Consider the following 26889-nt stretch of genomic DNA (forward strand, 5'->3'; position numbering starts at 1 on the left):
GGATCGACCACACTTGGCGGGCACGCGGGCCCGCGGGTCGTTCTGCCTAACATAAGCTTTCGGGAGGCGGATTCAACGCGCGATCGTTCACGCAAGAGGTGACCCCCCTGCAGATATGCGCCGAAAGCCAAAGTCCGCCACCGGCCGGGCCACCGGAGCCGCGACGAGATCGCCGCCGCGCCAGATCGCGGGCGTGGTGAGAAGTGCCTCGCGGGCGAGCCCCGACGGGGTCTCGCCGAGGCAGGCGAGGCCACCGGAGCCGAGCGCGCCGACCATGAGCCCCTCCCCCGCGGGCGGTCGTCCGACGAACTCCCAGCGCCGGTCCCAGCATCCCGCCCCGAGCGGAACGGCAGGGGCGGCGCGCGCCGGCTCACGCCGGATCGCGATGCGGGCGCGACGCTCGCGCAACACGCAGCCGTGGAGCGTCAGTCCATGCCCGACGCGGCCCGCCTCGAGGGCAGCGAGCGCCGCCTCGAGCCGGGCCAGCCGCGGCCGGTAGGGCTCTCCCGACACCCAGCCCAGCGCCCAGGCGAGGAGCCGCAGACGCAGCTCCTCGGGCTTGCCCGCAAGCATGGCCGGATCGAGGATCAGATCCCCCGCCCCGCCGTCCGCAAGACAGGCTCGCGCCAGCGCGCCCGTGGCGTGCTCCAGCGCTTCGCGGGCGCGTGCCATGCTCCGCGCCGTCGCCGCCAGCCGCTCCGGCCCGAGCCCGAGCGCCGCGAGCGCCGGCATCGCGGCCCGCGCGCGCACGCGGTCGAAGCGCTGGTCGTCGTTCGAGGGATCGTCGATCCAGCCCACGCCTTCTGCCGCGAGCCAGTCGCGCAAGGCCGCTCGCCGGACACCGAGAAGCGGCCGGTGCCAGCGCAGGCTTTCGGCCTCCACCACGGGCGCCATGGCAGCGAGCCCGTCAACCCCGGAGCCGCGCGCCAGCCGCAACACCACGGTCTCCGCCTGATCGTCGAGGGTATGACCGAGGGCAACGTCGCGAATGCCTTTCGCGCGCGCCCATCCGGCGATGAGCCGGCGCCGGGCAAGCCGGGCGCGGGCCTGCAGGTTGCCGGAGCCGCCGGGCTCCTCCCATGCCAGCGTCACATGCGGGATGCCGCGCGCGGCGCAGAGCCCGGCGACCGCCGCCGCCTCGTCCGCGCTCGCCGGGCGCAGGCGGTGATCGACGGTGACCGCCACCGGCGCGCGGCCGATGGCGTGAAGCAGCAGGAGAAGCGCCGTCGAATCACTGCCGCCGGAGACCGCGACCGCCAGCCGGTCGGGGGGCAGGGCCGCGAGGCCCGCCGCGGCGTCGGCCGGGATCACTGGCAGTTGAGGGCCTGCCTCTCGGCGGCGACCTCGGCGGCCGCGCCCGAATCGGGATAGCGGTTGACGACTTCGGCGAGCGTCAGGCAGGCCTCGCTGGTCTGGCCGAGCTTGCCGAGGCTTACCGCGAGCTTCAGGAGCGCCTGCGGGGCGTTCTCGTCCTGCGGCGCACCGGAGAACGCATCGAGATAGCTGCGCGCCGCGCCGCGCCAGTCGCCGGTCGCGGCCAGCGCCTCGCCCCGGCGAAACTGCGCGTCGGTGGTGAGCGGCCCACCGGGATAGGTCTCGAGGAAGCTCGCGAAGAGCGCGGCCGCCTTCGCGTTGTCGCCGCCGTCGGCCGCCGCGACCGCCGCATCAAAGTCGGACTGCTCGGCCACGGCCATGGTGCCGGTGTCGGCCGGAAGCTCCGGCGCGACCGGTCGCGGACGCGGGCCGGTCAGCCCGCCGCCGAGTTGCGGCGTCGGCCCCGGGGGCACCGCCGCCGGATCGCCGCCTTCAAGCTCGGTGAGGCGAAACTCGATGTCCCCGACCCGGTTCGAGGCGTCCGCCACGATCCGCTGTATGTCGTTGGTCAGCACGTCGACACGGTCGGTCAGCTGCTTCAGCTCCGCCTCGAGCTGATCGAGGCGGGTGAGGGCCGTGGCGGGCGTCGATGGCAGGCCCCCGGCGGAGCCGCGCCGCACCAGCTCCTCCCGAAGTTGGCCGATCTGGTCGTTGAGCACGGTGAGTTGCGCCCTGATGTCGGCGACACTCTCCGCCGCGTGCCCGGGCAGCGCCAGCGCGCCCGCGAGCAAGACAGCACCGATGATCCTCGCCAGCCTCACGGCACCGCTCCTTTCGCTCCTCAGGTCTCCCCGAACGACTACGCGCCCGCGCCGCCAGTCACAACCGTGACGGCCCGGCGGTTCTGCGACCAGCAGCTTTCGTCCGGGCAGGTGGCGACCGGCCGTTCGCGGCCGTAGGTGATGATCGACAGGCGGGTGTCCGGGATGCCCTGGCTCACCATGTAGTTGCGCACGGCACTCGCGCGCGCCGAGCCGAGCGCCATGTTGTACTCGGTCGTGCCGCGTTCGTCGGCGTGGCCCTCGATCAGGATCGGTGCCGACGGGTTGGCGCGGAGCCAGCCGATCTGCGCGTTCAGGACCGCGATGGCCTGCGGATTAAGCGTCACCTGATCGACGGTGAAGAACACCCGGTCGGAGATCTGGCTGCCGGGCAAGAAGGAGGCGCTCGCCGGGCCGCCCGCGCCGCCGAAGGCGCCCCCGGCACCGCCGAGCGGGTCGCCACCGAGTGTGCCGGCGGTGCCGCTGAATCCCGGATCGGTCGGCACCGACACCTCGCCCCCGCGCGAACAGGCGGCCGCGCCCAGCGCCAGGGTCAGAAGAATGGCCGCGTTCCGGGCCGCCTTCGCCATCGTCATCTCACTATCCCTTCATTCCGCCCGGATTCCCGGGATTCTTCGCATTCAGCTCAGGAGCCCCGACCACGACGGGTCGGAGGCGAAGCCGTTGGTTGGCACCTTGCGCAGGTTCCGCCCGGTGATGTCCACCGAATAGAGTTGCGGCCCGCCCGTCGCGCCGGGAGTCTCGCGCGAGAACATGATCACCCGGCCGTTCGGCGACCAGCTCGGCCCCTCGTCGAGATAGCTGCCGGTCAGGATCTTCTCGCCCGAGCCGTCGGTGCGCATCACGCCGATGTGGAAGCGCGATCCGTCGATGTTGGTGAAGGCGATCATGTCGCCGCGCGGCGACCAGACCGGCGTCGCGTAGCGCCCCTGCCCGAAACTGATGCGCGTTGCCTCGCCCCCGGACGCCGGCATGATGTAGAGCTGCTGCGATCCGCCGCGGTCGCTCTCAAAGACGATCTGGTTGCCGTCCGGCGAATAGCACGGCGCAGTGTCGATCGACGAGCTTCGGGTGAGCTGGGTTTCCGCGCCGCTCGCGAGGTCGGCGACGAAGAGGTCGGCGCCGGTGCCGACAGTCTTCGAATAGACCGCCTTGCGCATGTCCGGCGAGAAGCGCGGCGCGTAGGTCATGCCGGAGGTGTCCTGCATCACCACCCGCCGCTTGCCGCCGCCGGCCAGCAGCATCACCCGCGGCGGGCCGGCCTCATAGCTCGTGTAGAGCACCTGCCGCGCGTCCGCCGAGAGCCGCGGCGTCAGCACCAGCGACGACCCGTCGGTCAGGGTCGAGGCGTTCGCCCCGTCATAGTCCATGATCGCGAGTTGCTTGCGGCGGTTCTCCTTCGGCCCGCTCGCGGCGATGAACGCGACGCGGCTGTCGAAGTAACCGCCCTCGCCGGTCAGGCGCGAATAGACCGCGTCGGCTACCTTGTGCGCGAGACGGCGCCAGTTCGCCGTGCTGCCGCCGAACTGCAACCCCTCGCCCAGCCCCTGCTCGGCGAAGACGTCCCAGAGCCGGAAGCGCACCTGCGCCTTGTCGCCCGAGACGCCGACCGCGCCGGTGATCAGCGCCTGCGTGTTGATCGCCTTCCAGTCGGAGAACTGCACCGGCGCGTCAAAATTCGAGATCCGCCCGATGTGCGCGTTCGCCGGGATCTCGCGGAAAAGGCCGGTCCCGGTCAGGTCGTCGATCACCACCTGGGTGATCTGCCCGGCAAGGGTCGCCGCCGCGGATCCGTCGGGCACGAACGCCGGAGCCGCAAACGGCATCGGCTCGACCACGCCCTCAGTGATCTCGATCCTGAGGGGCGCGGCCACCGCGGCCCATGGCCGAAGCGCCATGGCTGCCGGGACGCCGATCAGAAGGTTGCGTCGCAGGCGATCTACCATGTCACCATTCCCTCGGGGTTGAAGACGATTTCCACATCGCGCCACTGCGCGTACTTGTCCCGTGGCATCGAGTACGGCGCGCAGCGGATCAGCGCCCGCCGCGCCGCCTCGTAGGCCTGCTGGAAGCGCGCGTCGGGCGCGGGGCTCGGCTCGATCAGATGGATCGAGGCGTTGATGACGCCGCCGTCGGCGGCGAACTCCGCGCCCACCGTCACCTTGAGGCTCTGCGCGTCGCGAAGGCCCGCGGGCACGTTCCAGCACTTCTGGACCGCGAGCTTCAGCCCCTCCTTCTCCGAGCCGGTGAGCGGCGGGCCGACAGGCAGCGAGGTCTCGGCCGGACCGCCCCCGTCAGTCGCGGCAGTCCGGGAGGGCGCCGCCGCCGGGGTCGCCGCCGGCTTCTTCGCCGCCGCCTTCACGGCGGCGAGGACGGCCGCCTGGGTGGCGCCATCGTCCTCTTCCTTCGCAGGCTCGGGCGTCGGCCTTGCCGCGGCCACCGGCTTCGCCTCGGCGACGCGTTCGGGGCGCGACTTCGGGCGCGACGAGGTGGCGATCGCAATGGGTGCGGGTGGCTCGGGAGGCTCCGCGGCCTCCGGCGACGCCTCGGGCAAGGCTTCCGGCGGCTCGGCCTTCGCGGTCGTAACCTCCGGTTCGGGCTTCGTCACCGGCTTCGGCATCTCGGCCGGCCGCGCCTCCTCGGGCGGTGCCGGCGTCGGCTGCGGGGCGATGGTCGGGGCCGGGCGCACCCGCGGCGGCGCGGCGGCGGTCGGCGGCGCCAGCGTCACGACCTTCGGCACGATCCGCTCGGGCGTCGCGGGCGTTTCCAGCGCCGCGGGGGGCGGCGGCGAGGCCGTGGCCACTTCCTCCGGCGCCATGTCGGGCGCCTCCGCGGGCGCGCTCTCCGCCGGTTGCTCCGGCGCGGCCGGTCGCGGCGAGGGAACGACGGGTGGCGCCTCGTCAGTGCGCGGCGCGTCCGCCGGTGCGGACGCCGCCTTCTCGAAAGCCTCCTCAGAGACGAAGCTCACGCTCGTCACGGGAATGGGTTCGCGATCGGCCGGGCCGAACCACGGCAGGCCGAAGATCGCAATGAGGATCAGCGCGCCATGCCCAGCCGCCGAAACCTTGGTGCCAATCGCCATGGCCACAGTCTAGCCGCCCGATACCGAACCGTCGAACTTCGGTCCACCCTGCTCGGTCACAAGCCCTATGTCGTTGAAACCGCTGGCGTTCAACGCGCCCATCACCTGCATGACCCCCTCATAGGGGATGCCTCCGTCCGCGCGCAGGAACACCTTGCCGCTCTTTCGCTCCGCCGCGACGGAGCGCAGCAGCGGGATGAGCTGTGCCGGCTCGACCGGCGAATTCTGCACGAGAATGCCGCCGTCACGGGTGAGCGCGATGGTGAGCGGCTCCTCCTGATCGGAGGGCAGCGCGGTCGCGGCGGTCTTCGGCAGCTCGATCGGCACGCCGACAGTCAGAAGCGGTGCCGCCACCATGAAGATGATGAGCAGCACCAGCATCACGTCGACCATCGGCGTGACGTTGATCTCCGCCATCGGCCGGTTGCGCCGGCGCCGGCCACTCCGCGAGCGGCCGGAGGTCTGCAGACTGGCGCCCACGGCTCAGGCCGCCCGGTCGAGCTGGCGCGACAGGATCATCGAGAACTCGTCGGCAAAGCCCTCGTAGCCGCCGATCACCTGTTCGGTCTCGTGGTTGAACTTGTTGTAAAAGATCACCGCCGGGATCGCCGCAAGCAGCCCGAGGCCGGTCGCGAGCAGCGCCTCGGCGATGCCGGGCGCCACGACCGCGAGATTGGTCGACTGCTGGAGGGCGATCTGCTCGAAGGCGTGCTTGATGCCCCAGACCGTGCCGAAGAGACCGACGAACGGCGCGATCGACCCGACGGTGGCGAGAAACGTCAGCCCCTTTGTCAGGCTGTCTGACTCGCGCCCGATCGCCACGTTCATCGCCCGCTCGATGCGGGCCTGCACGCCGTGGATCAGCCCGCCGTCCTTGCGGTGCGACCGGCGCCACTCGCTCATGCCGGCAGCGAAGATGCGCGCGGAGGAGCCGGCCGGGTCCGGCCCGATCCGGTCATAGACCACATCGAGCGGCTCGCCAGACCAGAATTCCTGATCGAAGTCGCGCACCTCCCCGCGCACGCGGCGCAGGTCAATGAGCTTCTGGACGATGATCGCCCAGGACCAGAACGAAGCGGCAATGAGGACGAGCATCACGATCTGCACCGTGAAGGTCGCCCGGAAAAACAGCGCGAGCAGGGAAAAATCGACCTGCTGGGCCGCGGCCATGGTGTCAGGATTCATGGATGCCTGTCTCGGATACTCACTCGGGTCGCCTCAGTTCGGCCATGTTTCGTCCGGCTCTGAGGCAACGATACCACATTTTGCGATGCTGTAGGCGGAAATAACGCGTTCTGTCCAGCGAGGCGCCGTCAAACTACCGCGAGAGTGGTTAACGCCATCAGCAGGTCCGGCGGTATGCGCGCGGGTCGGCCTTCGCGCCCGAGGCAGGCCAGAACGACCGTCGCATGCACGAGGAGCGTCTCATCGCGCCAGATGTCCTGCGTCATCGCGATGCGCGCGCCGCGCGGTGGCGCGGACACCGTTGTCTTCACGAGAAGTTGATCTTCGAGGCGCGCCGGCGCAAGATAGCTCACCGCCACCTCGCGCACCGCGAAGACCAGCCCCAGCCGGTCCCGGATATCGGTCTGACTGAACCCGAGTTCGAGAAGCGCCTCGGTCCGCGCCCGCTCGATGAACTTCAGATAGTTGGCGTAGTAGACGATCCCCGCGGCGTCGGTGTCCTCGTAGTAGACCCGAAGCCGGAACCTGGCGGGACCGCTCACAGCGAATGCCGGATCGCGTAGACCTGACCCGTGGTGCTCACTTCGCAGAAATGGACCCGCTGCTCGCCGCTCAGGGTGTCACCGACGGTGACAAGGCCACGGTTGTCGGGGGTCGCGCCGCTCCAGACCGGCAGCACCGCCGACTGCGGCGCATGGATGTGCTCGGCCACGGCCGCGCCGCACCTTGCCTCCATGAGCTGCTTTGTGGCCTCGGGAAGCGGTTCCGGTGCCGGCACTGGCCCGGCGGCCTGCTGGTTGACGCATCCCGCCACGAGGATTGGTGCGAGGAGCACGAAAGGAAGGACGGAGCGGAGCATGATTCGCCTTGGGAAGCGCCGGGCGGGCGGCTCGGGAGCCGCCCGCCGAGACAGAGGCGCCTTAGTGGACGACACCCTGGCTGAAGCTGGTGATGGCGCCGCTCGCGTCCACCACGCAGGTGAAGTCGCTGTTGCCGACGCTGGTGGTGTAGATCGACTCGCCGGTCTTGGTGGCGCCGGTCGCGACGATCGAGACGTTACCGGCCGTCGCGCCGGTGCTGGCGATCGTGCGGTCAACGCAAGCCTGTTCGGCGGCGCTGAGCACGGGGGCCGGCGGAGGCGGGGGCTCCTTGTGCCCGCAGGCTGCGATACCGAGGGGAAGCGCGCAAAGCGCGAAAAGCTTCCATGTGGTCATCTTAAGGCCCTCCTTGCACGCCGGCGAAACCTCTTGCGCTGTTGCCGGCAACCACTGGCGTAACAATCGGAACCCTACAGGGCAAGCGCCGAGGGCGGCGCGGTTTTCCGCCCGGCCCCCCTCAGCAACAATCCGCAGGGTGTCAGGTCCGCGCGTCGCCGACCCTCGTGATGCTCTTGACAGTGAGGTCCGCGCCGATTTCGCAGGCGAACGTGCCGTTCGAGGCGAGGACGTTCACGACGGCGGTGCCCATCGGGGTCTCGCGATCATAGACGCTGCGCAAATCGTTGGTGGACATCGCATTCTGCGCGGCCACCTCGTTCTTGCAGGCGGAGATCTGGCTGTCTCTCACGCTCGCCGCTGCCTCGCCGCTCGGCGTGGTTCCACCATGCTGACATGCGGCGAGCAGCAGCGGTGCGGCGATCATGGCCGCAAGCGTTACACCGATCTTCATCTCGTTCTCCCCAGTCCGTTGTGTTCGACTCTCTGAGAACGCTCGGCTGGGCCGAGAGTTCCAGGCGGGTTCCATTTGTGGAACCCGCCTGGAACCTGTCAATCTGCCGGAAAGTCTGCCGGGAAACGACGGCCGCCGCCGCTCCCCGCGGGCCCGTCCTCTACGCCTGTCTTCTACGCCTGCCCGAACTTGGCGAGGCGCGCCGAGCGAAGCCGGGCGAAGTCGGAGCCGGCGTGATAGCTCGACCGGGTGAGCGGCGTCGCCGACACCATCAGGAACCCCTTGCCGAACGCCGCCTTCTCGTAAGCCGCGAACTCGTCAGGCGTCACGAAGCGGTTCACCGCGTGGTGCTTCGGCGTCGGCTGCAGGTACTGGCCGATCGTCAGGAAATCGACGTCCGCCGCGCGCATGTCATCCATGACCTGCGTCACGGCCTGACGGTCCTCGCCCAGCCCGACCATGATGCCGGACTTGGTGAACATCGTCGGGTCAAGTTCCTTCACCCGCTGCAGGAGCCGCAGGCTATGGAAGTAGCGCGCACCCGGACGCACCTCGGGGTAGAGGCCCGGCACCGTCTCGAGGTTGTGGTTGAAGACATCGGGCTTCGCCGCCACCACCACCTCGAGCGCATCCGGCCCGCAGCGCAGGAAGTCGGGCGTCAGCACCTCGATCGTCGTGCCAGGGTTCTTCCGGCGCACGGCGCGGATCGTCTGGGCGATATGCTCCGCCCCGCCGTCGGCCAGATCGTCCCGGTCGACCGAGGTGATCACCACGTGGTTGAGGCCGAGCTTTTCCACCGCCACCGCCACCCGGGCCGGCTCGAACGCGTCGAGGGCGTCCGGACGCCCGGTCGCCACGTTGCAGAAGGTGCAGCCGCGGGTGCAGATCTCGCCCATGATCATCATGGTCGCGTGACCCTGGCTCCAGCACTCGCCGACGTTCGGGCACCCTGCCTCCTCGCAGACGGTGACGAGCCGGTTCTCGCGCATGATCGCGCGGGTCTTCTGGTAGCCCTCCGAGGACGGCGCCTTCACCCGGATCCAGTCCGGCTTCTTCAGAAGCGGCGTATCGGGCCGGTGCGCCTTTTCCGGGTGCCGCTGCGCCCGATCGCTGTTGTCCCGCGAACTGGTGGTCATTCGTCCCCTCGTTTCTCTCCCGCGCCGAAGCATAAAGTCAGCGCGGCCAGATGTCAGCGACTATTGGCGACTGGCAGCCCTGAAGGTGCTTCATGGCTCGGGCCCGTCCAGCCGGCGATTACCTGCCTCCCGGCCTCGCCAAATATGCGCCCAAGCTCGCCAAACCAGCCGTCATCGACGGAAAGGCGGCGCCGGACGAGCCCGATCGTCCGCCGAGGCTCGGGCTCGGCAAAGCGCGTGAGTGCGAGCCCGGGCGCCGCCGCGCTTTCGGCCGAGGCCGCGAGCTCGGGCAGAAGCGTCACGCCGAATCCCTCCGAGACCAGCCTGCAGAGCGTCGAGAGGCTCGCGGCGCGCAGATCCATCGGCGCCCGGCTGCGATCGACCGCGCAGGCGGCGATCGCCTGATCGGCGAGGCAATGGCCGTCGTCCAGCAGCAGCAACTGTCCCGGCTCCATCGCCTCGGGCGCGGGTTCCGCCCCGAGTGCCGCGAGCCGGCTCCCGGTCCCCGCGAGCAGGAAGCGATCCTCGAAGAGCGGCTCAGCCACCAGATCCGCCGCCTCGACCGGCAGTGCCATCACCGCCGCGTCGAGCCCGCCGCTCCGCACCTCGTCAATGAGCCGCTCGGTCTGCGCCTCGCGCACGCCGAGATCGAGGGAGATGTTGCGCGCCCGCAATTCCGGCAGCGCGAGCGGCAGCAGGTAGGGCGCGACCGTCGGGATCACGCCGATGCGGAGGCGCCCGGAGAGGCCACCATGCCAGCGCGCGACCTGCTCGATCTCGCGGACCTCCTCGAAGATCCGCCGCGCCCGCCGCACGATCTCGCGCCCGGTCGGTGTCAGCACCGCCTCGCGCGGCCCGCGCTCCACCAGACGCGCGCCCAGCGTCGCCTCCAGTTCGCGGATCTGCACGGAGAGCGCCGGCTGACTGATGTTCACCGCCGCGGCAGCGCGCCCGAAGTGGCCTTCTTCGGCGAGCGCTGTCAGGGAGCGAAGCTGGCGCAGGGTGAAGCTCATAATGTCAATTTATCGCCCTGCGAAGGAAATGCAATTTCCCCTTATGATTGGAACGGCCTATACCGGGGGCTCAGGCAGCTCAACTCCAGGGGGAAGCGATGACCGAGAGGCCGATGAGCGACGCATCCTTCCGCCCCACCGCGGGCGCTTGCCCGAGGCTCGCCTGACGTTTTTCGCCGGGCCGCCACAGGGGGCCCGCCACACCCAATCCGAATATCAGTGCACGGGATCGGAGCGAAACCATGGACTCGACTGAAGACACCGCAGGCAAGTGCCCCGTCGTTCACGCGACGCTTGCCTCGAGCACGGCCATGCGCGGCAACACCGACTGGTGGCCGAACCAGCTCAACCTCAAGATTCTCCACCAGCATTCCAACCTGTCGAACCCGATGGGCGATGACTTCGACTACGCCGAGGCGTTCAGGAACCTCGACCTCGACGCGGTGAAGGCCGATCTTCGCGCGCTGATGACCGACAGCCAGGAGTGGTGGCCGGCCGACTTCGGCCACTACGGCGGCCTCTTCATCCGCATGGCGTGGCACGCCGCCGGCACCTACCGCGTCTCCGATGGCCGCGGCGGCGCCGGTCAGGCGCAGCAGCGCTTCGCCCCGCTCAACAGCTGGCCCGACAACGTCTCGCTCGACAAGGCGCGCCGGCTGATCTGGCCGGTGAAGCAGAAGTACGGCCGCGCGATCTCGTGGGGCGACCTCATGGTGCTGACGGGCAACGTCGCGCTCGAGTCCATGGGCTTCAAGACCTTCGGCTTCGCCGGCGGCCGCACCGACGTGTGGGAGCCGGACGAGGCGACCTACTGGGGCACCGAAGACACCTGGCTCGGTGACAAGCGCTACACCGGCGATCGCGAGCTCGAGAACCCGCTCGCCGCGGTGCAGATGGGCCTCATCTACGTGAACCCCGAGGGGCCGAACGGCAACCCGGACCCGCTCGCCTCGGCGCGTGACATCCGCGAGACCTTCGCCCGCATGGCGATGGACGACGAGGAGACCGTGGCGCTCATCGCCGGTGGCCACACCTTCGGCAAGACCCACGGTGCCGGCCCGGCCGACCATGTGGGCCGCGAGCCGGAAGCCGCGGGCATGGCGGCGCAGGGTCTCGGCTGGGCGAGCAGCTACCGCAGTGGCATCGGCCCGGACGCGATCACCAGCGGACTCGAAGTGATCTGGACCTCCACCCCGACCCGGTGGTCGAACAACTTCTTCTGGAACCTGTTCGGCTACGACTGGGAACTGACCAAGAGCCCGGCCGGCGCGCACCAGTGGCAGCCGAAGAACGGCGCGGGCGCGAACAGCGTTCCCGACCCGTTCGACAAGTCGAAGCGCCGTGGCCCGACCATGCTGACCTCGGACATCGCGCTCCGCACTGACCCGGACTACGAGAAGATCTCGCGGCGCTTCTACGAGAACCCGGACGAGTTCGCCGACGCCTTCGCCCGCGCGTGGTTCAAGCTCACCCACCGCGACATGGGGCCGCGCTCCCGCTACCTCGGCCCGGAGATCCCGGCCGAAGTGCTGATCTGGCAGGATCCGATCCCCGAGGTCGATCACCCGCTGATCGACGAGGCGGACCAGGCGGCGCTGAAGGCGAAGGTCCTCGCCTCCGGCCTCGGCACCTCCGAGCTCGTCTCCACCGCCTGGGCCTCGGCCGCGACGTTCCGCGGCTCGGACATGCGCGGCGGCGCCAACGGCGCGCGTATCCGTCTCGCACCGCAGAAGGACTGGGAGGTGAACCAGCCCGCCCAGCTCGCCCGCGTGCTCGAGGTGCTGGAAGGCATCCAGCAGGAGTTCAATGCGTCGGCCGCTGGCGGCAAGAAGGTCTCGCTCGCTGACCTGATCGTGCTCGCCGGCAACGCCGCCGTCGAGGACGCCGCGAAGAAGGCCGGCAACGAGGTCAGCGTGCCCTTCGCGCCGGGCCGCATGGACGCCTCGCAGGAAGAGACCGACATCGAGTCGATCGGCTACCTCGAGCCGGTGGCCGACGGCTTCCGCAACTACCTCAAGGCGGAATACTCGGTCCCGGCCGAGCAGCTCCTCGTCGACCGGGCCAATCTCCTGACGCTGACCGCGCCGGAGATGACCGTCCTCGTCGGCGGCCTGCGCGTCCTCGGCGCCAACGCCGGCCAGTCGCCGAACGGCGTCTTCACCGACCGCCCGGGCACGCTCTCGAACGACTTCTTCGTCAACCTGCTCGACATGGCGACCGTCTGGAAGCCGGTATCCGAGGACGAAGTGCTGTTCGAGGGGCGCGACCGCAAGACCGGCGAACCGCGCTGGACCGGCACCCGCGTCGATCTGGTCTTTGGCTCGCACGCGCAGCTCCGCGCCCTCGCCGAGGTCTACGGCTCGGCCGACGCCGGCCAGAAGTTCGCCAACGACTTCGTTGCCGCCTGGACCAAGGTGATGAACGCCGACCGGTTCGACCTCAAGGCCTGAGCCTCCGGGGGAGCGGTTCCGCCGCTCCCCCTGCCCTGCCCCTCCCCGCAATGTCATGAAACGCCGGGCCGGCTCTGTCGTTGGGTTCCCGAGATCCCAAGGACAGGAGACGACCATGCCCGTGCGCTTCGCCGCCACTGCCCTCGCCCTTCTCGCCGCACCCGCATTCGCGGCCGATCCGGTGTCGCAGGGGCCGAAGAACGTCCCCGACTTTACGCCGGCCTTTCCCGAACAGACCCGTGCGCCCGCGATGGAGTCCGCTGTCGGCCTCGACGTGGAGACGATCGCCGATGGCCTCGTCCACCCCTGGGGGGTGGCGCCGATGCCGGGCGGCGGCTTCATCGTCACCGAGCGCCCCGGCCGGATGCGCCTCGTCGCCGCCGACGGCGCGGTCTCCGACCCGCTGACCGGCATCCCCGAGGTTCTCGCCGAGAAGCAGGGCGGCCTGCTCGACGTGGCGCTTTCGCCTGAATTCGCCACCGACCGCATGGTCTATTTCACCTACTCCAAGCCCATGGGCGACGGCCTCTCCGCCACGGCCGCCGCGCGGGGAACGCTCGCCGGGGACGGCAGCGGCCTCGAGGACGTGACCGACATCTTCGTGCAGGAGCCGCCCTCGCCCAGCCCGATGCACTACGGCTCGCGACTGGTGTTCGACGGCGCGGACCACGTCTTCATCACGACCGGCGAGCACTCGGTCCCGGAGGAACGGGTGTTCGCGCAGGACCTCGACAAGACCTATGGCAAGGTGATCCGCGTCTCGCTCGACGGCGAGGCGCCGGAGGACAATCCCTTCGTCGGCACCGACGGCGCCCAGCCCGCCATCTGGTCCCTCGGCCACCGCAACATTCAGGCCGCGGCGCTCGACGCGTCCGGTCAGCTCTGGATCGTCGAGCACGGGCCGAAGGGCGGCGACGAGCTGAATCGGGTCGAGGCGGGGAAGAACTACGGCTGGCCGGTCATCTCCTACGGCGTGAACTACAACGGCTCCGACATCGGCGAGGGCATTGCCGTGGCCGACGGCATGGAGCAGCCGCGGTACTACTGGGATCCGGTGATCGCCCCGAGCGGGCTCGCGTTCTACGACGGCGAGCTCTTTGCCGACTGGCAGGGCGACGCGCTCATCGGCGCCATGAGCCCCGGCGGCCTGATGCGCCTGAAGCTCGACGGCGACAAGGTTATCGGCGAGGAGCGCCTGCTGCCCGACGAGGGCCGGATCCGCGACGTCGCGATCGACGCGGCCGGCGCGATCATCGTCATCACCGATGCGGAGAACGGTGCGATCCTGCGGCTTACGCCGCAGGCGATGGCCGACTGACCGGCGCTTCGCCGCGGGTGGCAACGACCGCAAGGACGCTGCCCGCGGCAAGCAGCGCCGCACCGACGAGCGGCATCGTGGCGATCGACATGCCGCCGCCCAGCAGCGCCGAGCCGAGCCCCGCACCGACCGCGATGCCGACATTGTAGATCGCCGAGATCAGCCCCGACGCCAGCTCCGGCGCAGCGGCGGCGCCGGTGAGGATGCGGTTCTGCAACGCCACCGCCGACAGGCTGGTGGCCGCCAGCACCAGGCCGATCGCCACGGCGCCCACCGGCCAGGCGCTCGCCGTGACCGCCCAGGTGACCGCGAGCGCCAGCGCCGCCACCGGATAGCTGAAGGTGATGCTGCCGATCGGATACCGGTCGGCGTAGCGGCCGCCGGCGATGATGCCGACCGTCCCAAGCAGGCCGAGGCCAAGCAGCACCAGCGGCAGAAGGCCCTCGCCCACGCCCGCGACTTCGCTGAAATAGGGAGCGATGAAAGTGCCGAGCGACCAGAACGCCGCCATGGCGAGGATGATGAGCAGGTAGGACGTGACGACCCGCCAGCTCCCGACCGCGCGCACCTGCTCGGCGAAGGCGCCGCCGCCGCCAGCGCCGCGACCCGGGCGCCGCGGCAGGAAGGCCGCCATGGCGGCCGCGGCGACCGCCGCCATCAGTGCCACCATCCAGAACGCGGCGCGCCAGCCGTAGGCGCCGCCGATCGCGGTGCCCGCCGGCACGCCGATGACGTTCGCGATGTTGATGCCACCGATGACGATGGCGATCGCCATGCCCCGTTTCCCCGGTGGCGCGATCGACGCGGCGACCAGCACCGCGAGGCCGAAGAACGTCCCGTGCGCCGCCGCCGCGACCGTGCGCCCGAGCAGCAGCATGCCAAAGCTCGGCGCCAGCGCGGACAGCGCGTGTCCGGCCACGAAGATCGTCATCACCCCGAGGAGCGCCAGCTTTCGCGGCACCCGGCCCAGCGCCACCACGAGCAGCGGCCCGCCCACCGCGACGCTGAGCGCGTAGCCGGTGATCAGAAACCCCGCGTCCGGGATCGACACGCCAAGATCCCCGGCGATCGCCGGCAGGAGGCCGGCGGCGATGAACTCGGTCGTGCCAATGGCGAAGGCGCCGAGAAAGAGCGAGACAAGGGCGGGGTACAAGATGCGGGATCCGGCGCGGGGCTTATCTCAGTTCCGGCCGGCCATCGCCCGGCGGAACGCCTCGAGCGTCTCGCCGCTCACGTGATGCTCGATCCCCTCGGCATCGATCCGGGCGGTCTCGGCGCTGACCCCGAGCGAGCGCAGGAACGCCTCGACGGTCTGATGCCGCGCGCGCGCCTCGGTTGCGACGCGCCGCCCGGCCTCGGTCAGGAACACGCCGCGATAAGGCTTCCGGGTGACGAGGCCGTCGGCCACCAGCCGGGCGAGCATCTTCGCCACCGTCGGTTGGGCCACGCCAAGGCGGGCGGCAATGTCGACCTGCCGCGCCTCGTTGCCGTCCTCGATCAGGTCGGCGATGAGTTCGAGATAATCCTCGACCAGCGCGCTCCGCAGCGCCTCGCGGGTCTGGCGAAAGCCTTCAGAATGGGCCGAGGCATCCGGGAGCGGCTCGTCCCGGCGAATCGCCCGCTGTCCCTGAACCATTCGCCTTCCCCCGAATTTCCGGCCCCGCACGGGCATCAGCCCGCACGCGGGCTCCCCTCTTAGCATGGCCCCGCGGCGACCACATCCCCTCGCAGACAATTTTAAGCACGCCGCAATCAATATAGCCTATTGCATAATTCAACGCCCAGCGCCAGATTTCGAGCAACGACTCGATTGAAGTTTTCACGCCCGGATTTCCCCGATGACCGACGCCACCGCCCCGCTTTCCCGCATGCGGGAAGAGGCCCACCGCCCAAGCCTTCCCGAAGTCCACGCCACTGTCGCCGTGCCTCAGGGCGGCTCCTGGCTGCGCAAGCTCTTCGCCTTCATGGGGCCGGGATATCTCATCTCGGTCGGCTACATGGACCCCGGCAACTGGGCGACCGACATCGCCGGCGGCGCGCGGTTCGGCTACACGCTGCTCTTCGTCATCATGCTGTCGAACCTGATGGCGATCCTGCTGCAGGCGCTCTCCGCCCGCCTCGGCATCGCCAGCGGCCGCGATCTCGCGCAGGCCTGCCGCGCCTACTACCCGCGTCCCGTCAACTACCTCCTGTGGTTCGCCTGCGAGATCGCGATCATCGCCTGCGACCTCGCGGAGGTGATCGGCACGGCGATCGCGCTCAACCTGCTCTTCGGCATCCCGCTGGTCTGGGGCGCGGTGATCGCCGGGCTCGATGCCATCCTCGTGCTCTACCTGATGAGCCGGGGCTTCCGCTGGCTGGAAGCGTTCATCGTCGCGCTGCTGTCGATCATCTTCATCTGCTTCGGCATTCAGGTCATCGCCGCCGCGCCGCCGGTACAGGCGATCTTCGGGTCGATGTTCATTCCCTCGCGCGAAATCGTCACCAACCCGGCGATGCTCTACATCGCGATCGGCATCATCGGCGCCACCGTCATGCCGCACAATCTCTACCTGCACTCCTCGATCGTGCAGACCCGGGCCTATCCGCGCACCGACGAGGGCAAGCGTGACGCGATCAAATGGGCGACCATCGACTCGACGCTCGCGCTCATGCTCGCGCTCTTCGTCAACGCCGCGATCCTGATCGTCTCGGTCGTCGCCTTCCACGACACCGGCAACTCCCATGTGGCGTCGATCGAGCATGCCCACGAGCTCCTGTCGCCGCTGCTCGGTCTTGGCATCGCCTCGACGCTCTTCGCCGTGGCGCTGCTCGCCTCGGGCCTCAACTCGACGGTGACGGCAACCCTCGCCGGGCAGATCGTGATGGAGGGCTTCCTGAACCTCCGCCTGCCGCACTGGGCGCGGCGGCTGCTCACCCGCGGCCTTGCGATCATCCCCGTCATCGTCGTCACCGCGATCTACGGCCCGTCGGGCACCGGCGAACTGCTGATCCTGAGCCAGGTCGTCCTCTCGATGCAGCTTCCCTTCGCCGTCATCCCGCTGGTGCACTTCGCATCGAGCCGCGGCATCATGGGAAGCTTCGCGGTGCCGCGCGTCGTCTGCGCCCTCGCATGGGCGGTGGCGGTGCTCATCGTCATCCTGAACATCAAGCTTCTCTACGACACCTTCCTCGGGATCTGATCGCTGGCGCGTCACCAGAGGGAACCTGTTGAGTCGACGGCGAAATCCGCGCCGTCGACTCTTGCCGGATGCGGAAGCTCCAGCTACACCTGAGGCAGGGACCCCTCAGGGACGCTCGGCCGATGACCGAACAGCGCTACCTCTCGCTCTCCCTGACGGCCACGCTCCTGCTCAGCGGTTTCGGCGTGACGATGGGCCTCGTCTCCGGCTCGATCGCCATCGCCTTCGACGCGGTCTACGCGCTCATCGACGCCGCCATGACGCTCCTCGCCCTCATCGTCTCCCGGCTCATCCACCAGACGACCCGACCGGGAGCCGCGGGCGAGCGGCTGGTCAAGCGTTTCAACATGGGCCTCTGGCACCTCGAACCGCTGGTCGTCGCGCTGAACGGCTGCCTGCTGATGGCGATCACCCTCTATGGCTTCGTGAACGCGGTGACGAGCGTCGCGGCCGGCGGGACCGATACGGACTTCGGCCCGGCCCTCATCTACACCGGCGGGGCCGTCATGCTCTGTGCCACCGTCCTGTTCGCCGGACGCCACCAGGCGAACCGGCTCGATTCCGATCTCATCCGGCTCGACATCAAGGGCTGGACCATGTCCGGCATCATCACCTCGGCGCTCTTTGTCGCGTTCCTGATCGGCTTCCTCCTCGACGGCACCGCTCACGCGTGGATCCTGCCCTACGTCGATCCGGTGGTGCTCGCGGTCGTCTCGCTCGCTGTCGCGCCGAGGCCGGTCCGCATCGTCTACCAGGCGTTCCGCGAGGTCCTGATGGTCACGCCGCCCGAGCTTCGGCAACTGGTCGACCGGGTCGCCACGGAGACGGTGGCGAAGCAGGGATTCCTCGACTACCGCGCCTACGTCGCGGAAGTCGGCCGGGCCGAGCAGATCGACCTCTACTTCATCGTGCCGCCGGGCCATCCGGCGCAACCGATCGAGGATTGGGACGAGCTTCGCGACGAGATCGGCGAGGCAATCGGCGCCGAGGACCCCAACCGCTGGCTCACCATCACGTTCACCGCCGATCCGGAATGGGCCGAGTAACCCGACGGCTGAGGATGCCAGCTCAGGACGCGGGCGCCTCGAAACAGCCACGCATCACGTCCATGGCGGTGAAATCCGCCGCCCGGGTCCACGCCTCGGCGTTGTCGCCGCGATAGGACAACGAGCGGTTGCAGACCACCTTGTCGGTGTCGATGTCGATCAGGGTAACGTTGATCAGCCCGATCAGCGTGCTGACCTTGCGCAGCCCGCCGATCATCAGCAGTTTCGCGTCGAGCGCCCGGGTCGCTTCGGCCATCGCCTCGAACTGCGTCTCGTCCGGCGAGCAAGGGCCACCGCAGTCCGGCACGACCACATCGAGCCCCCGCGCCGACAGCCCTGCCCGCAACGCGTCGTTGAACAGCGCGAGATTGGCCACATGCTCGGCGCGCTGGTCGCGCACCTCTCCCGAGCCGTCGCTGAACTGGAAGCTCGAAACCGCCACGCGGTCCGCTGCCAGCACCGGCAGCGCAGCCCCGAGCGCGAGGACGAGGCCGAGCGCGACTGTGGCCGCGCCCCTCACGCCCGCCTCCTGCGCCGCTCGCGGCCGGCTGGCGCGCCGCCCGAGCCGTCCGACGCCGAGGAAAACCCGCCGAGCCGCTTCGAGATCGTCTCGAGATCGGGCACCGGCCCCTTCGGCGTCGCCTCAAGCGCCGCGCGCATCGCCACGAGATGCGCCGGCGTCGTCCCACAGCAGCCGCCGATGATCCGCGCGCCGCAATCGCGCGCCAGCACCGCGTAGTCCGCCATCAGCTCCGGCGTGCCGTCGTAGTGGATATGCCCGTCGACGAACTTCGGAATGCCGGCGTTGCCCTTGGCGACGACCGGCAGCGCCGGATGCACCGACTCGAACCCGAGCACCGTGCGCAGGAGATCCGAGGCGCCAACCCCGCAGTTCGCCCCGAACGCCAGCGGCTTGTGCTCGAGCCCGTCGACCAGCGCCACCATGTCCGCCGCGGTCAGGCCCATCATCGTCCGCCCGGCCGTGTCGAAGCTCATCGTCCCGCACCAGGGCGCCCCGGTCCGCGCGATCCCCAGCGCCGCGGCGCGCAGCTCGTCCGGCGCCGACATGGTCTCGACCCAGAGCACGTCGACGCCGCCTGCGAGCAGCCCCCGTGCCTGCTCCTCGAACATGTCCGCCGCCGCCTCGATGGAGAGCGGCCCGAGCGGCGCCATGATCTCGCCCGTCGGCCCGATGGAGCCCGCGACCACCACGGGCCGGCCCCCGGCCGCCTCGGCCGCATCCGCCGCCGCCCGCCCGATCTCGGCGGCCGCCCGGTTCAGCTCGAAGACCCGGCCGTCCGCGTCGTGCAGCTTCAGCCGGCTCGCGTTGCCGCCGAAGCTGTTCGTCAGGAACAGATCGGACCCCGCGCCGATCGCGCCGTCGTAAAGCGCGCGCACCTTTTCCGGCGCGCTCTCGTTCCAGAGCTCCGGCGCCTCGCCGGATTCGAGACCCATGGCGAAGAGCGTGGTTCCCGTCGCCCCGTCCGCAAGCAGCCACTCCCGGTCAGCCAGCAGGGACTCGAGTGAAACCGCCATGGGTCAGACCTCCTCGAGCGCCGACTGCGCGATGCCGCGAAGCCGCGCCACCATGGCCCGAACCCCGTTCGAGCGCTGCGCCGACAGATGCTGGTCGAGGCCGAGCCGCCCGAGTTCCTCCGACGCGTCGACAGCCAGCACCCCGGCCGGGTCGAGCCCGGCATAGAGCGCGTGCAGCACCGCGATCAGGCCGCCCACGATCAGCGCATCCGATTCGCCGTCGAAGTCGAAGCGCGCCGACCGGCCGCTCCCCTCCAGCCGCGGCACCAGCCAGACCTGACTCGCGCAGCCATCGACCTTGGTCGCGGGAACCTTCAGCACCGGATCGAGCGGTGCCATGCCGCGACCCAGCTCGATCACGTACCGATACCGGTCCTCCCACTCGTCGAGGAAGGAAAAGTCGTCGGCGATCTCCTCGAAACGCGGCGTTGCCATGGTCCGGTGGCTTCCCTCACGCACGCGCCCCGGCGTGCTGTTCTGGCGTGTCCGAAGGATCTAGGCGCTCATGCCGCCACGGTCCAGTGTCGATGGACAGGGGACCAGCGTTTTGGCCCTTCCCAAGCCGCGAGCGAGGCACTATCCGGGGAACATGATGGGCTGCAGACGCATGCGAAACGGCATCCTTTTGCTCGCTGGCGCGGCGTTTCTCGCCGGCTGCGGCGGCGGTGGTGGTGGCATGGAAGTGCCCGGCTTCCTCGGCCGCGAGGGCAATGCCCAGGGCTTCTTCAGCACCCGTGGCGAGGAGGTTCCCGACCCCGTGGTGCTGCCGATCCAGCAGGCGACGAGCGAGCGCGCGCTCTATGGCGCCATCGTCCGCGTCTCTGGCCCCGCACCGACGCAAGGCTACTGGGGCGCCGCCCTCCGTCCTCTCTCCGAAGGCCCGGACGCGAATGGCGTGCTCCGCTTCGAGTTCGTGGCGATCCCGCCCGCCGACCCGGCAAACTCGGGCTCGCCGAAAACCCGGACCATGACGGCCGGCGCCTTCATCCCGACCATCACCGCGCGCAAGGTGACGAAGGTCGAGATCCACGGCAGCGGCGGCACGCAGACATTCGCGCTCCCGACAATCCCGAAGGCGTAGCGCCGCGCGGGCGACGGTGCCGCTGATGTCGCAAGGTGCGCGCGCGGACCCCGATCGGATTTCCCCCGCCTCCTTGCCGCATCCCACTGGCCGTGCGTCCACCGGTTCCGTGTGATGCGAGGCGAGCGGCGCACGGAGGCAGGTCACCGCCTCCGGCCGCCTTCATCGAAACCGCACACAGCGCCGCCGGCGGCTGATATCTCCGCCTTCGCTCCGCGCCCGCGCAATCAGAACGCAGCCCCGAGGCCACCCGACACCCCGTTAACCGGTGCGGAAGAGACGGCGTTCCCCATCCGGCGACGGCCGCCTATTCTCAGGATCAGGGGCGCTGCGCCGTTAACCACGTTTCCCGGCGCAGGCGCCCAAAGCCTCAGGTGGCGTCCTTGGGCCCCACCAGCGCAAACCACGCGCCCTGCGGATCCTGACCGACCGCAATGAACACACCGTCTGGAACTTCCATCGGACCATGCGCGATGGTGCCACCTGCCGACTTCACCCGGTCAGTCGCCGCGGCGACGCCATTGATCCCGAAGTATGGCAGCCAGCACGGCGTCGGCGCATCGCCGAGGCCCATCACCGCGCCAATGTCGCCACCACCATGTGAGAAGATCCGATAGGTGCCCACCTCGCCCATATCGACGTCACGCGACTTCTGCCAGCCGAAGAGCTTCGAATAGAACGTCAGCGCCGCCTCCGGGTCCGAGGTCATCAACTCGTTCCAGTTGCCGTGTCCCATCTTGCTCTGGTCGAAGGCCCGGCCTGCGTCGCCATCCGACATCGGCAGCGGCGCGAGGATCCCGAAGGCCGCGCCCTGCGGATCGGCCACCACGGCGAAGCGCCCGGTGTCGGGAATGTCGGCCAGCGCCCTGTGCACGCCGCCGCCGGCTGCCTCGATCTCCGCCGCCGCCTTGTCGGCGTCATCGACCGCGAAATAGATCATCCAGAACGGTGGCATCCCTTCGACGTCCGGGGGCGGTTCCATCATGCCCGCGACCAGGTCGCCGTCCGATCTCGCGAGATGATATGTAAATCCCTCCATGCCGGCGTCCTCGACGCGCCAGCCAAGGATCTCGCCGTAGAACGCTTCCGCCGCGCCGAGACTGCCCCGGCTGGTCATGAGTTCGTACCAGCATGGCCGTCCAATTTGCTCTGACATCGCGCCCCCCTTTCGCCGATTCGGCTTTCTTCGCTCAGTCGGCTTCCCCGAGAAGCGCCGCGACGAGCGGCGATCCCGGCTCGATCAGGGAGTCGAGCACGTCGAAATGGTGCAGTCCGGGTTCGATCGTCAGCCGCGTGTCGACCCCGAGCCCGGTCCAGACGTTCGCCATCAGCATCGACTGGCGAACGAATTCCGGCCGCTCGTCGCCCCCCACCCAGACATGCAACGGCGGCGCGCCCGCGATCGGCTCGCAGAGGCTCGGGCTCTCGGCCCGCGCCTCTGCGAGGTCCAGCGCAAGGACCGCATAAGTGGTGGTCAGCATCAGCGGCCGCAGATCGAAAAGCCCGCTGATCGGCACCACACGGGCAATACGCGCCCGCTCGTAGACCGTCAGCGCGCTGTCGTCGCAGACCATGCGCGCCGCCAGATGTCCGCCGGCCGAGTGTCCCGTGAGCACGATCGGTCCGCCCACCTCCCGTGCCGCCACCGAAACGGCGCGGGCAATCGCCGCGGTGATTTCCGAAATCCGCACCGTCGGCGCCAGCCGGTAGCCGGGAAACGCCATGGCCCAGCCACGCGCGATCGCGCCCGCCGCCAGATGCGACCAGTCCGCCGGCCCGAACTTCAGCCAGAAGCCGCCATGCACGAAGATGACGAGCCCTTTCGGAGGACCCTCGGGCAGGAACAGCTCCACCACGTCCCGCGCATCCGGCCCGTAGGTGAGGGTGCGGAACCTCGCCTCGTCGAAGCCCGCCCGCCATGCGGCCGAATCCCGTGCGAGCCGCGCCGGGAACCCCGCGCCGTCCGGGATATGCACCGCGTTGGCGTAGGCGTCGTCCCAGTCTGTAATCATCCCGCTCCCCGCGCTGCTCGGAGAGGCGAGCCTGCCGACGCGCCACGCGGGATGCAACCCGTGAACCGCGCGCCCCGAGGCCGGAACGCCGAGGCCCGGATGCGCGCTTCAGAACGCGCGGAAGGTCAGGGTCGTCAGGCTGCGGTCGACGTGCGGAATGTCGAGGATACGCTCGTTGATGTAGCGGCCAATATCCTCGTCCTCGGGGATGTAGACCTTCAGCATCAGGTCGTACTCGCCGCTGGTCGAATAGAGCTCCGAGGCAAACTCCCGGTCATAGATCGCATCCGCCACCTCGTAGGTGCGGCCCGGCCGGCAGCGCAGCTGGATGAAGACGCAGTTCATGGACTCTCCCTTCGGACTCCCACGATGCAGGCGGCCACCGGCGGTTGCAATCGGGATCTCGCGGCTCAGGGCAGCACCGCGGCGGCGAGAACCGGCCCCATGCGCACCGTCTGCACGACGATCGCGAGCGGCCCCGCTGGCGCATCGTCCACGGTCACCTCGAAGGCCGCCTCGCCGTCCCAGCGTCCCACGGTGCGCCAGTTCGTGACGATGTTGGCGTAGGTGATTTCCTGCCCTGCATTGTCGCCCGTCTCGATCGCGACCGTCTCCGAAGGAATGTACGAGACCACGTGCACCTCCGCCGGGCCGACCGGGTCCGCGACCGGCTGCATCCGGATTGTCAGCGTCACGTCCTTGCGTTCGGCGCTCACCGTCGCCCTTGCCACCTCGGCCTTGCGCCGGGCGATGTCGGCGAGGATCGCCTGCGCATCGTGCCCTTTCAGCTGCTCCTGGCCCTGCACCACCATCTGCGGCGTGTAGAGCGTCCGGCTGCCCGCGGCACGGGCGTAGGCCTTCTGCCGCGCCGTGTGCTCGGGGCTGCCGAACTTGTCCTTCCAGCCCATGTAGTCCCAGTAGTCGACGTGCAGCGCGAGCGCGATCACCCCGTCGAGCGTGGCGAGTTCGCCGAAAAGCGCATCCGCCGGCGGGCAGGCGATACACCCCTGACTGGTGTAGAGCTCGACCACCACCGGCGTCGGGGTCTCCTGAGCGCGCACCGCCGGTGCCGCCGCGAGGAGAAGAGTGAAGAAAGTCGGTATTGAACGCATTTCAGACCGTCGCGCCTGCCCTGTCGGACTTGGTAGCCCGGGGCGCCCTGACAGCGCCAGTCAAGCCTTCGAGAGGGCGGCGGCGTTCCCGCCGCCGCCCGTCCGTGTCACGAGGCGGCAAGATGCCGCAGCACGTACTGCAGCACGCCGCCGTTCTCGACATATTCGATCTCGACGGCCGTATCGATCCGGCACTTCACCTCGATGGTGCGCTCCTGGCCGTCGGCATAGAGGATGGTGCACGGCACCACGCTCAGCGGCTTCAGATCGCCGGCGAGGCCGGAGATCGAAATCACCTCGTCGCCCTTCAGCCCGAGGGTCTTGCGGTTGTCGCCGTGAGTGAACTCGAACGGGATCACGCCCATGCCGACGAGGTTCGAGCGGTGGATGCGCTCGAAGCTCTCGGCGATCACCGCCTTCACCCCAAGCAGCGCCGTGCCCTTGGCCGCCCAGTCACGCGACGAACCCGCGCCGTACTCGACGCCGCCGATTACCACCAGCGGCACGCCCTCGGCCTGATAGGCCATCGAGGCGTCGAAGATCGAGGTCTCCTTGCCGTCCGGCCCCTTGGTGTAACCGCCCTCGACGCCGTCAAGCATCTCGTTGCGGATGCGGATGTTGGCGAAGGTGCCCCGCATCATCACTTCGTGGTTGCCGCGCCGCGAGCCGTACGAGTTGAAATCGCGCGGCTGGATCTGCCGCTCGATGAGGTACTTGCCGGCCGGCGTCGTCGGCTTGAACGAACCCGCCGGGCTGATGTGGTCGGTCGTCACCATGTCGCCGAGCAGCGCGAGGATCCGCGCCCCGGAGATGTCGGAGATGACGCCCGGCTCCTTGGACATGCCCTGGAAGTACGGCGGGTTCTGGATGTAGGTCGAGGTCGGCGGCCAGTCGTAGGTCTCGCTGTCGGTCGTCTCCACCGCCTGCCAGTTGGCATCGCCCTTGAAGACGTCGGCGTACTTCGTCTGGAACGCCTCGCGGGTCACCGTCTTCTGGACGAGGGTGGCGATCTCTTCGTTGGTCGGCCAGATGTCCTTCAGGAACACCTTGTGGCCATCCTTCGACACCCCGATCGGCTCGTGCGCCAGATCGACGTTCAGGTCGCCCGCGATCGCATAGGCGACGACGAGCGGCGGGGAAGCGAGGTAGTTCGCCCGCACGTCCGGCGAGATGCGGCCCTCGAAGTTGCGGTTGCCCGAGAGCACCGCCGTCGCCACGATGTCATTGTCGGCGATCGCCTTCGAGATCGCCGGATCACCGAGCGGCCCTGAGTTGCCGATGCAGGTGGTGCAGCCGTAGCCCGCGAGGTTGAAGCCGATCGCGTCGAGATCCTCCTGCAGCCCGGCCGCCTCGAGATATTCCGACACCACCTGGCTTCCCGGCGCGAGCGAGGTCTTCACCCACGGCTTGCGCGTCAGGCCGAGCGCCCGCGCCTTGCGGGCCACGAGACCGGCACCGATCATCACGTAAGGGTTCGAGGTGTTGGTACAGGAGGTGATCGCCGCGATCACCACCGAACCATCGCGGATCGTGTAGTCCTCGCCCTCGACCGAAACCGTGCGGCGCGGGTCGAGCGGCGCGGCGATGACGCCGCCGCCCTCGTCCTGCATCTCCTGCGCGCCGTTGCTCTTGTCGACGCCACGGTACTCGGAGACCGTCTGGTAGAACGCCGTCGCCGCGTCGCCGAGCGGCGTGTAGTCCTGCGGCCGCTTCGGCCCGGAGATCGCCGGAACGATCTCGCCCATGTCGAGATGCAGCGTGTCCGTGTAGACCGGCTCGTAGTCCGGACCGCGCCACATGCCGTTTTCCTTGGCATAGGCTTCGACCAGCGCGATGCGCTCCTCGTCGCGGCCGGTCTGCCGCAGGTAGCGCAGCGTCTCGCCGTCCACCGGGAAGAAGCCACAGGTCGCGCCGTACTCGGGCGCCATGTTGCCGATCGTCGCGCGGTCCGCGAGCGGCAGGTGGTCGAGCCCCTCGCCGTAGAACTCGACGAACTTGTTGACGACGCCCTTCTTGCGCAGCATCGCCACGACCTTCAGAACCAGGTCCGTCGCGGTGGTGCCCTCGACCATCTTGCCGGTCAGCTTGAAGCCGACGACTTCGGGGATGAGCATCGACACCGGCTGGCCGAGCATCGCGGCCTCGGCCTCGATGCCGCCCACGCCCCAGCCGAGCACGGCCATGCCGTTCACCATGGTGGTATGGCTGTCAGTGCCGACGAGCGTATCGGGATAGGCGACAACCTCGCCGGCAAGATCCTTGTCGGTCCACACGGTCTGCGCCAAGTATTCGAGATTCACCTGATGGCAGATGCCCGTGCCCGGCGGCACCACGCGGAAGTTGTCGAACGCGTTCTGGCCCCACTTCAGGAACTGGTAGCGCTCGATGTTGCGCTCGTATTCCCGATCGACGTTGAGCTGGAACGCCCGGGGCGTGCCGAACTCGTCGATCATCACCGAATGGTCGATGACGAGATCGACCGGGTTCAGCGGATTGATCTTCTGCGGATCGCCGCCGAGGCCCATGATGCCATCGCGCATCGCCGCGAGGTCCACGACCGCCGGCACGCCGGTGAAGTCCTGCATGAGCACCCGCGCCGGGCGATAGGCGATTTCGCGCGGGTTCTTGCCGCCCTTCGTCGCCCACTCCGCGAAGGCCTTGATGTCATCGACGGAGACCGTGAACCCGCCGTCCTCGAACCGCAGCATGTTCTCGAGCACCACCTTCAGCGAGGCGGGCAGTTTCGAGAAATCGCCTAGTCCTGCGGCTTGCGCGGCCGGGATCGAGTAGTAGGCGTAGGCCTTGTCGCCCACCTGGAGGGTGCGTCGCGTTTTGGCAGTGTCGGTTCCAACAAATACGGTCATCTTGCCTCCGGGCGTAGGGTGGGCTGGACGGGAACTGGCTCTGATATG

The 26889-nt window shown here is 69.2% G+C and carries 28 protein-coding genes; 5 read left to right on the plus strand and 23 right to left on the minus strand.

Going from position 1 to position 26889, the window contains the following annotated elements; all coding sequences use genetic code 11:
* Positions 1–87: 87 nt before the first annotated feature.
* The 13 genes from tilS to HNP73_RS03245 form a co-directional block, all read right to left on the minus strand.
* On the minus strand, positions 88–1311 hold the full coding sequence (gene tilS / locus HNP73_RS03185) for a tRNA lysidine(34) synthetase TilS (protein WP_184147033.1): 1224 nt from the start codon (positions 1309–1311) through the stop codon (positions 88–90).
* Positions 1308–2135, minus strand: a complete 828-nt coding sequence (ybgF, locus tag HNP73_RS03190; RefSeq protein ID WP_343063188.1) for a tol-pal system protein YbgF — start codon at positions 2133–2135, stop codon at positions 1308–1310. The genes tilS and ybgF overlap by 4 nt, the downstream gene beginning before the upstream one ends.
* 38 nt (positions 2136–2173) lie before the next feature.
* Positions 2174–2731: a peptidoglycan-associated lipoprotein Pal gene (gene pal / locus HNP73_RS03195; protein ID WP_184147035.1), complete on the minus strand. Its 558-nt coding sequence runs from the start codon at positions 2729–2731 to the stop codon at positions 2174–2176.
* Positions 2732–2776: 45 nt separating this feature from the next.
* Entirely contained in the window at positions 2777–4102 is a 1326-nt protein-coding gene (gene tolB / locus HNP73_RS03200; protein WP_184147037.1) for a Tol-Pal system beta propeller repeat protein TolB, read from the minus strand.
* Positions 4096–5244 carry a hypothetical protein gene (locus HNP73_RS03205; RefSeq protein WP_184147039.1) on the minus strand — a complete coding sequence of 383 codons (1149 nt, stop codon included), beginning with the start codon at positions 5242–5244 and terminating at the stop codon, positions 4096–4098. The genes tolB and HNP73_RS03205 overlap by 7 nt, the downstream gene beginning before the upstream one ends.
* A gap of 3 nt (positions 5245–5247) precedes the next feature.
* Complete coding sequence (tolR, locus tag HNP73_RS03210) at positions 5248–5718, minus strand: protein TolR (protein WP_184147041.1); 471 nt, start codon at positions 5716–5718, stop codon at positions 5248–5250.
* A gap of 3 nt (positions 5719–5721) precedes the next feature.
* A complete protein-coding gene (gene tolQ, locus HNP73_RS03215) occupies positions 5722–6423 on the minus strand; it encodes a protein TolQ (RefSeq protein WP_184147044.1) in 702 nt (233 codons plus the stop codon).
* 128 nt (positions 6424–6551) lie between these two features.
* The gene (ybgC, locus tag HNP73_RS03220; protein ID WP_184147046.1) at positions 6552–6965 is read right to left on the minus strand and encodes a tol-pal system-associated acyl-CoA thioesterase; all 414 of its coding nucleotides are present in this window, start codon (positions 6963–6965) and stop codon (positions 6552–6554) included.
* On the minus strand, positions 6962–7282 hold the full coding sequence (locus HNP73_RS03225; protein WP_184147048.1) for a hypothetical protein: 321 nt from the start codon (positions 7280–7282) through the stop codon (positions 6962–6964). The genes ybgC and HNP73_RS03225 overlap by 4 nt, the downstream gene beginning before the upstream one ends.
* A 61-nt stretch (positions 7283–7343) precedes the next feature.
* A complete protein-coding gene (locus HNP73_RS03230; RefSeq protein WP_184147050.1) occupies positions 7344–7637 on the minus strand; it encodes a hypothetical protein in 294 nt (97 codons plus the stop codon).
* A 142-nt stretch (positions 7638–7779) separates the two neighbouring features.
* The gene (locus HNP73_RS03235; RefSeq protein WP_184147052.1) at positions 7780–8091 is read right to left on the minus strand and encodes a hypothetical protein; all 312 of its coding nucleotides are present in this window, start codon (positions 8089–8091) and stop codon (positions 7780–7782) included.
* 173 nt (positions 8092–8264) lie between these two features.
* On the minus strand, positions 8265–9227 hold the full coding sequence (gene lipA, locus HNP73_RS03240) for a lipoyl synthase (RefSeq protein WP_184147054.1): 963 nt from the start codon (positions 9225–9227) through the stop codon (positions 8265–8267).
* A gap of 53 nt (positions 9228–9280) precedes the next feature.
* A complete protein-coding gene (locus HNP73_RS03245) occupies positions 9281–10240 on the minus strand; it encodes a hydrogen peroxide-inducible genes activator (RefSeq protein WP_184147056.1) in 960 nt (319 codons plus the stop codon).
* A 242-nt stretch (positions 10241–10482) separates the two neighbouring features.
* Between HNP73_RS03245 and katG the strand changes: the two genes are divergently transcribed.
* Together katG and HNP73_RS03255 are read left to right on the plus strand one after the other, a co-directional pair.
* Positions 10483–12690 (plus strand): catalase/peroxidase HPI, encoded by a 2208-nt coding sequence (gene katG, locus HNP73_RS03250; protein ID WP_184147058.1) that lies wholly within the window; start codon positions 10483–10485, stop codon positions 12688–12690.
* A 115-nt stretch (positions 12691–12805) separates the two neighbouring features.
* Positions 12806–14008: a PQQ-dependent sugar dehydrogenase gene (locus tag HNP73_RS03255; RefSeq protein ID WP_184147060.1), complete on the plus strand. Its 1203-nt coding sequence runs from the start codon at positions 12806–12808 to the stop codon at positions 14006–14008.
* On the opposite strand, the gene HNP73_RS03260 is transcribed toward HNP73_RS03255, so the two are convergent.
* Together HNP73_RS03260 and mntR are read right to left on the minus strand one after the other, a co-directional pair.
* Positions 13983–15161, minus strand: a complete 1179-nt coding sequence (locus tag HNP73_RS03260; protein WP_184147062.1) for an MFS transporter — start codon at positions 15159–15161, stop codon at positions 13983–13985. The two genes, HNP73_RS03255 and HNP73_RS03260, sit on opposite strands and share 26 nt — an antisense overlap.
* A gap of 27 nt (positions 15162–15188) precedes the next feature.
* Positions 15189–15644 carry a manganese-binding transcriptional regulator MntR gene (gene mntR / locus HNP73_RS03265; protein ID WP_184147064.1) on the minus strand — a complete coding sequence of 152 codons (456 nt, stop codon included), beginning with the start codon at positions 15642–15644 and terminating at the stop codon, positions 15189–15191.
* Positions 15645–15846: 202 nt separating this feature from the next.
* Here mntR and HNP73_RS03270 point away from each other — a divergent pair, with 202 nt between their 5' ends.
* Together HNP73_RS03270 and HNP73_RS03275 are read left to right on the plus strand one after the other, a co-directional pair.
* Positions 15847–17190 carry an Nramp family divalent metal transporter gene (locus HNP73_RS03270; protein ID WP_184147066.1) on the plus strand — a complete coding sequence of 448 codons (1344 nt, stop codon included), beginning with the start codon at positions 15847–15849 and terminating at the stop codon, positions 17188–17190.
* A gap of 122 nt (positions 17191–17312) precedes the next feature.
* Positions 17313–18236: a cation diffusion facilitator family transporter gene (locus HNP73_RS03275; protein ID WP_184147068.1), complete on the plus strand. Its 924-nt coding sequence runs from the start codon at positions 17313–17315 to the stop codon at positions 18234–18236.
* 22 nt (positions 18237–18258) lie between these two features.
* Here the strand turns inward: HNP73_RS03275 and HNP73_RS03280 are convergent, their stop codons facing one another.
* Genes HNP73_RS03280 through HNP73_RS03290 form a run of 3 tightly spaced genes read right to left on the minus strand, consistent with a single transcriptional unit; the run spans position 18259 to position 20207 of the window.
* Positions 18259–18756 carry a DUF2380 domain-containing protein gene (locus HNP73_RS03280; protein ID WP_184147070.1) on the minus strand — a complete coding sequence of 166 codons (498 nt, stop codon included), beginning with the start codon at positions 18754–18756 and terminating at the stop codon, positions 18259–18261.
* The gene (gene bmt, locus HNP73_RS03285; RefSeq protein ID WP_184147072.1) at positions 18753–19772 is read right to left on the minus strand and encodes a betaine--homocysteine S-methyltransferase; all 1020 of its coding nucleotides are present in this window, start codon (positions 19770–19772) and stop codon (positions 18753–18755) included. The genes HNP73_RS03280 and bmt overlap by 4 nt, the downstream gene beginning before the upstream one ends.
* A 3-nt stretch (positions 19773–19775) precedes the next feature.
* Positions 19776–20207, minus strand: coding sequence for a SufE family protein (locus HNP73_RS03290; RefSeq protein WP_184147074.1), 432 nt, complete (start codon positions 20205–20207; stop codon positions 19776–19778).
* Positions 20208–20379: 172 nt separating this feature from the next.
* On the opposite strand from HNP73_RS03290, the gene HNP73_RS03295 reads away from it, so the two are divergent.
* Complete coding sequence (locus HNP73_RS03295; RefSeq protein ID WP_184147076.1) at positions 20380–20853, plus strand: hypothetical protein; 474 nt, start codon at positions 20380–20382, stop codon at positions 20851–20853.
* 370 nt (positions 20854–21223) lie between these two features.
* Here HNP73_RS03295 and HNP73_RS03300 read toward each other — a convergent pair whose 3' ends face one another.
* The 5 genes from HNP73_RS03300 to acnA form a co-directional block, all read right to left on the minus strand.
* A complete protein-coding gene (locus HNP73_RS03300; RefSeq protein WP_184147078.1) occupies positions 21224–22009 on the minus strand; it encodes a VOC family protein in 786 nt (261 codons plus the stop codon).
* Between the two features lie 34 nt (positions 22010–22043).
* Positions 22044–22865, minus strand: coding sequence for an alpha/beta hydrolase (locus HNP73_RS03305; RefSeq protein ID WP_221288156.1), 822 nt, complete (start codon positions 22863–22865; stop codon positions 22044–22046).
* A gap of 108 nt (positions 22866–22973) precedes the next feature.
* Complete coding sequence (locus HNP73_RS03310) at positions 22974–23210, minus strand: Lrp/AsnC ligand binding domain-containing protein (protein ID WP_184147081.1); 237 nt, start codon at positions 23208–23210, stop codon at positions 22974–22976.
* 65 nt (positions 23211–23275) lie between these two features.
* On the minus strand, positions 23276–23977 hold the full coding sequence (locus HNP73_RS03315; protein WP_184147083.1) for a DUF1223 domain-containing protein: 702 nt from the start codon (positions 23975–23977) through the stop codon (positions 23276–23278).
* 107 nt (positions 23978–24084) lie between these two features.
* Positions 24085–26841 (minus strand): aconitate hydratase AcnA, encoded by a 2757-nt coding sequence (gene acnA, locus HNP73_RS03320; RefSeq protein ID WP_184147085.1) that lies wholly within the window; start codon positions 26839–26841, stop codon positions 24085–24087.
* Positions 26842–26889 lie beyond the last annotated feature (48 nt).

Source organism: Amaricoccus macauensis, assembly GCF_014201905.1.
Taxonomy (GTDB): domain Bacteria; phylum Pseudomonadota; class Alphaproteobacteria; order Rhodobacterales; family Rhodobacteraceae; genus Amaricoccus; species Amaricoccus macauensis.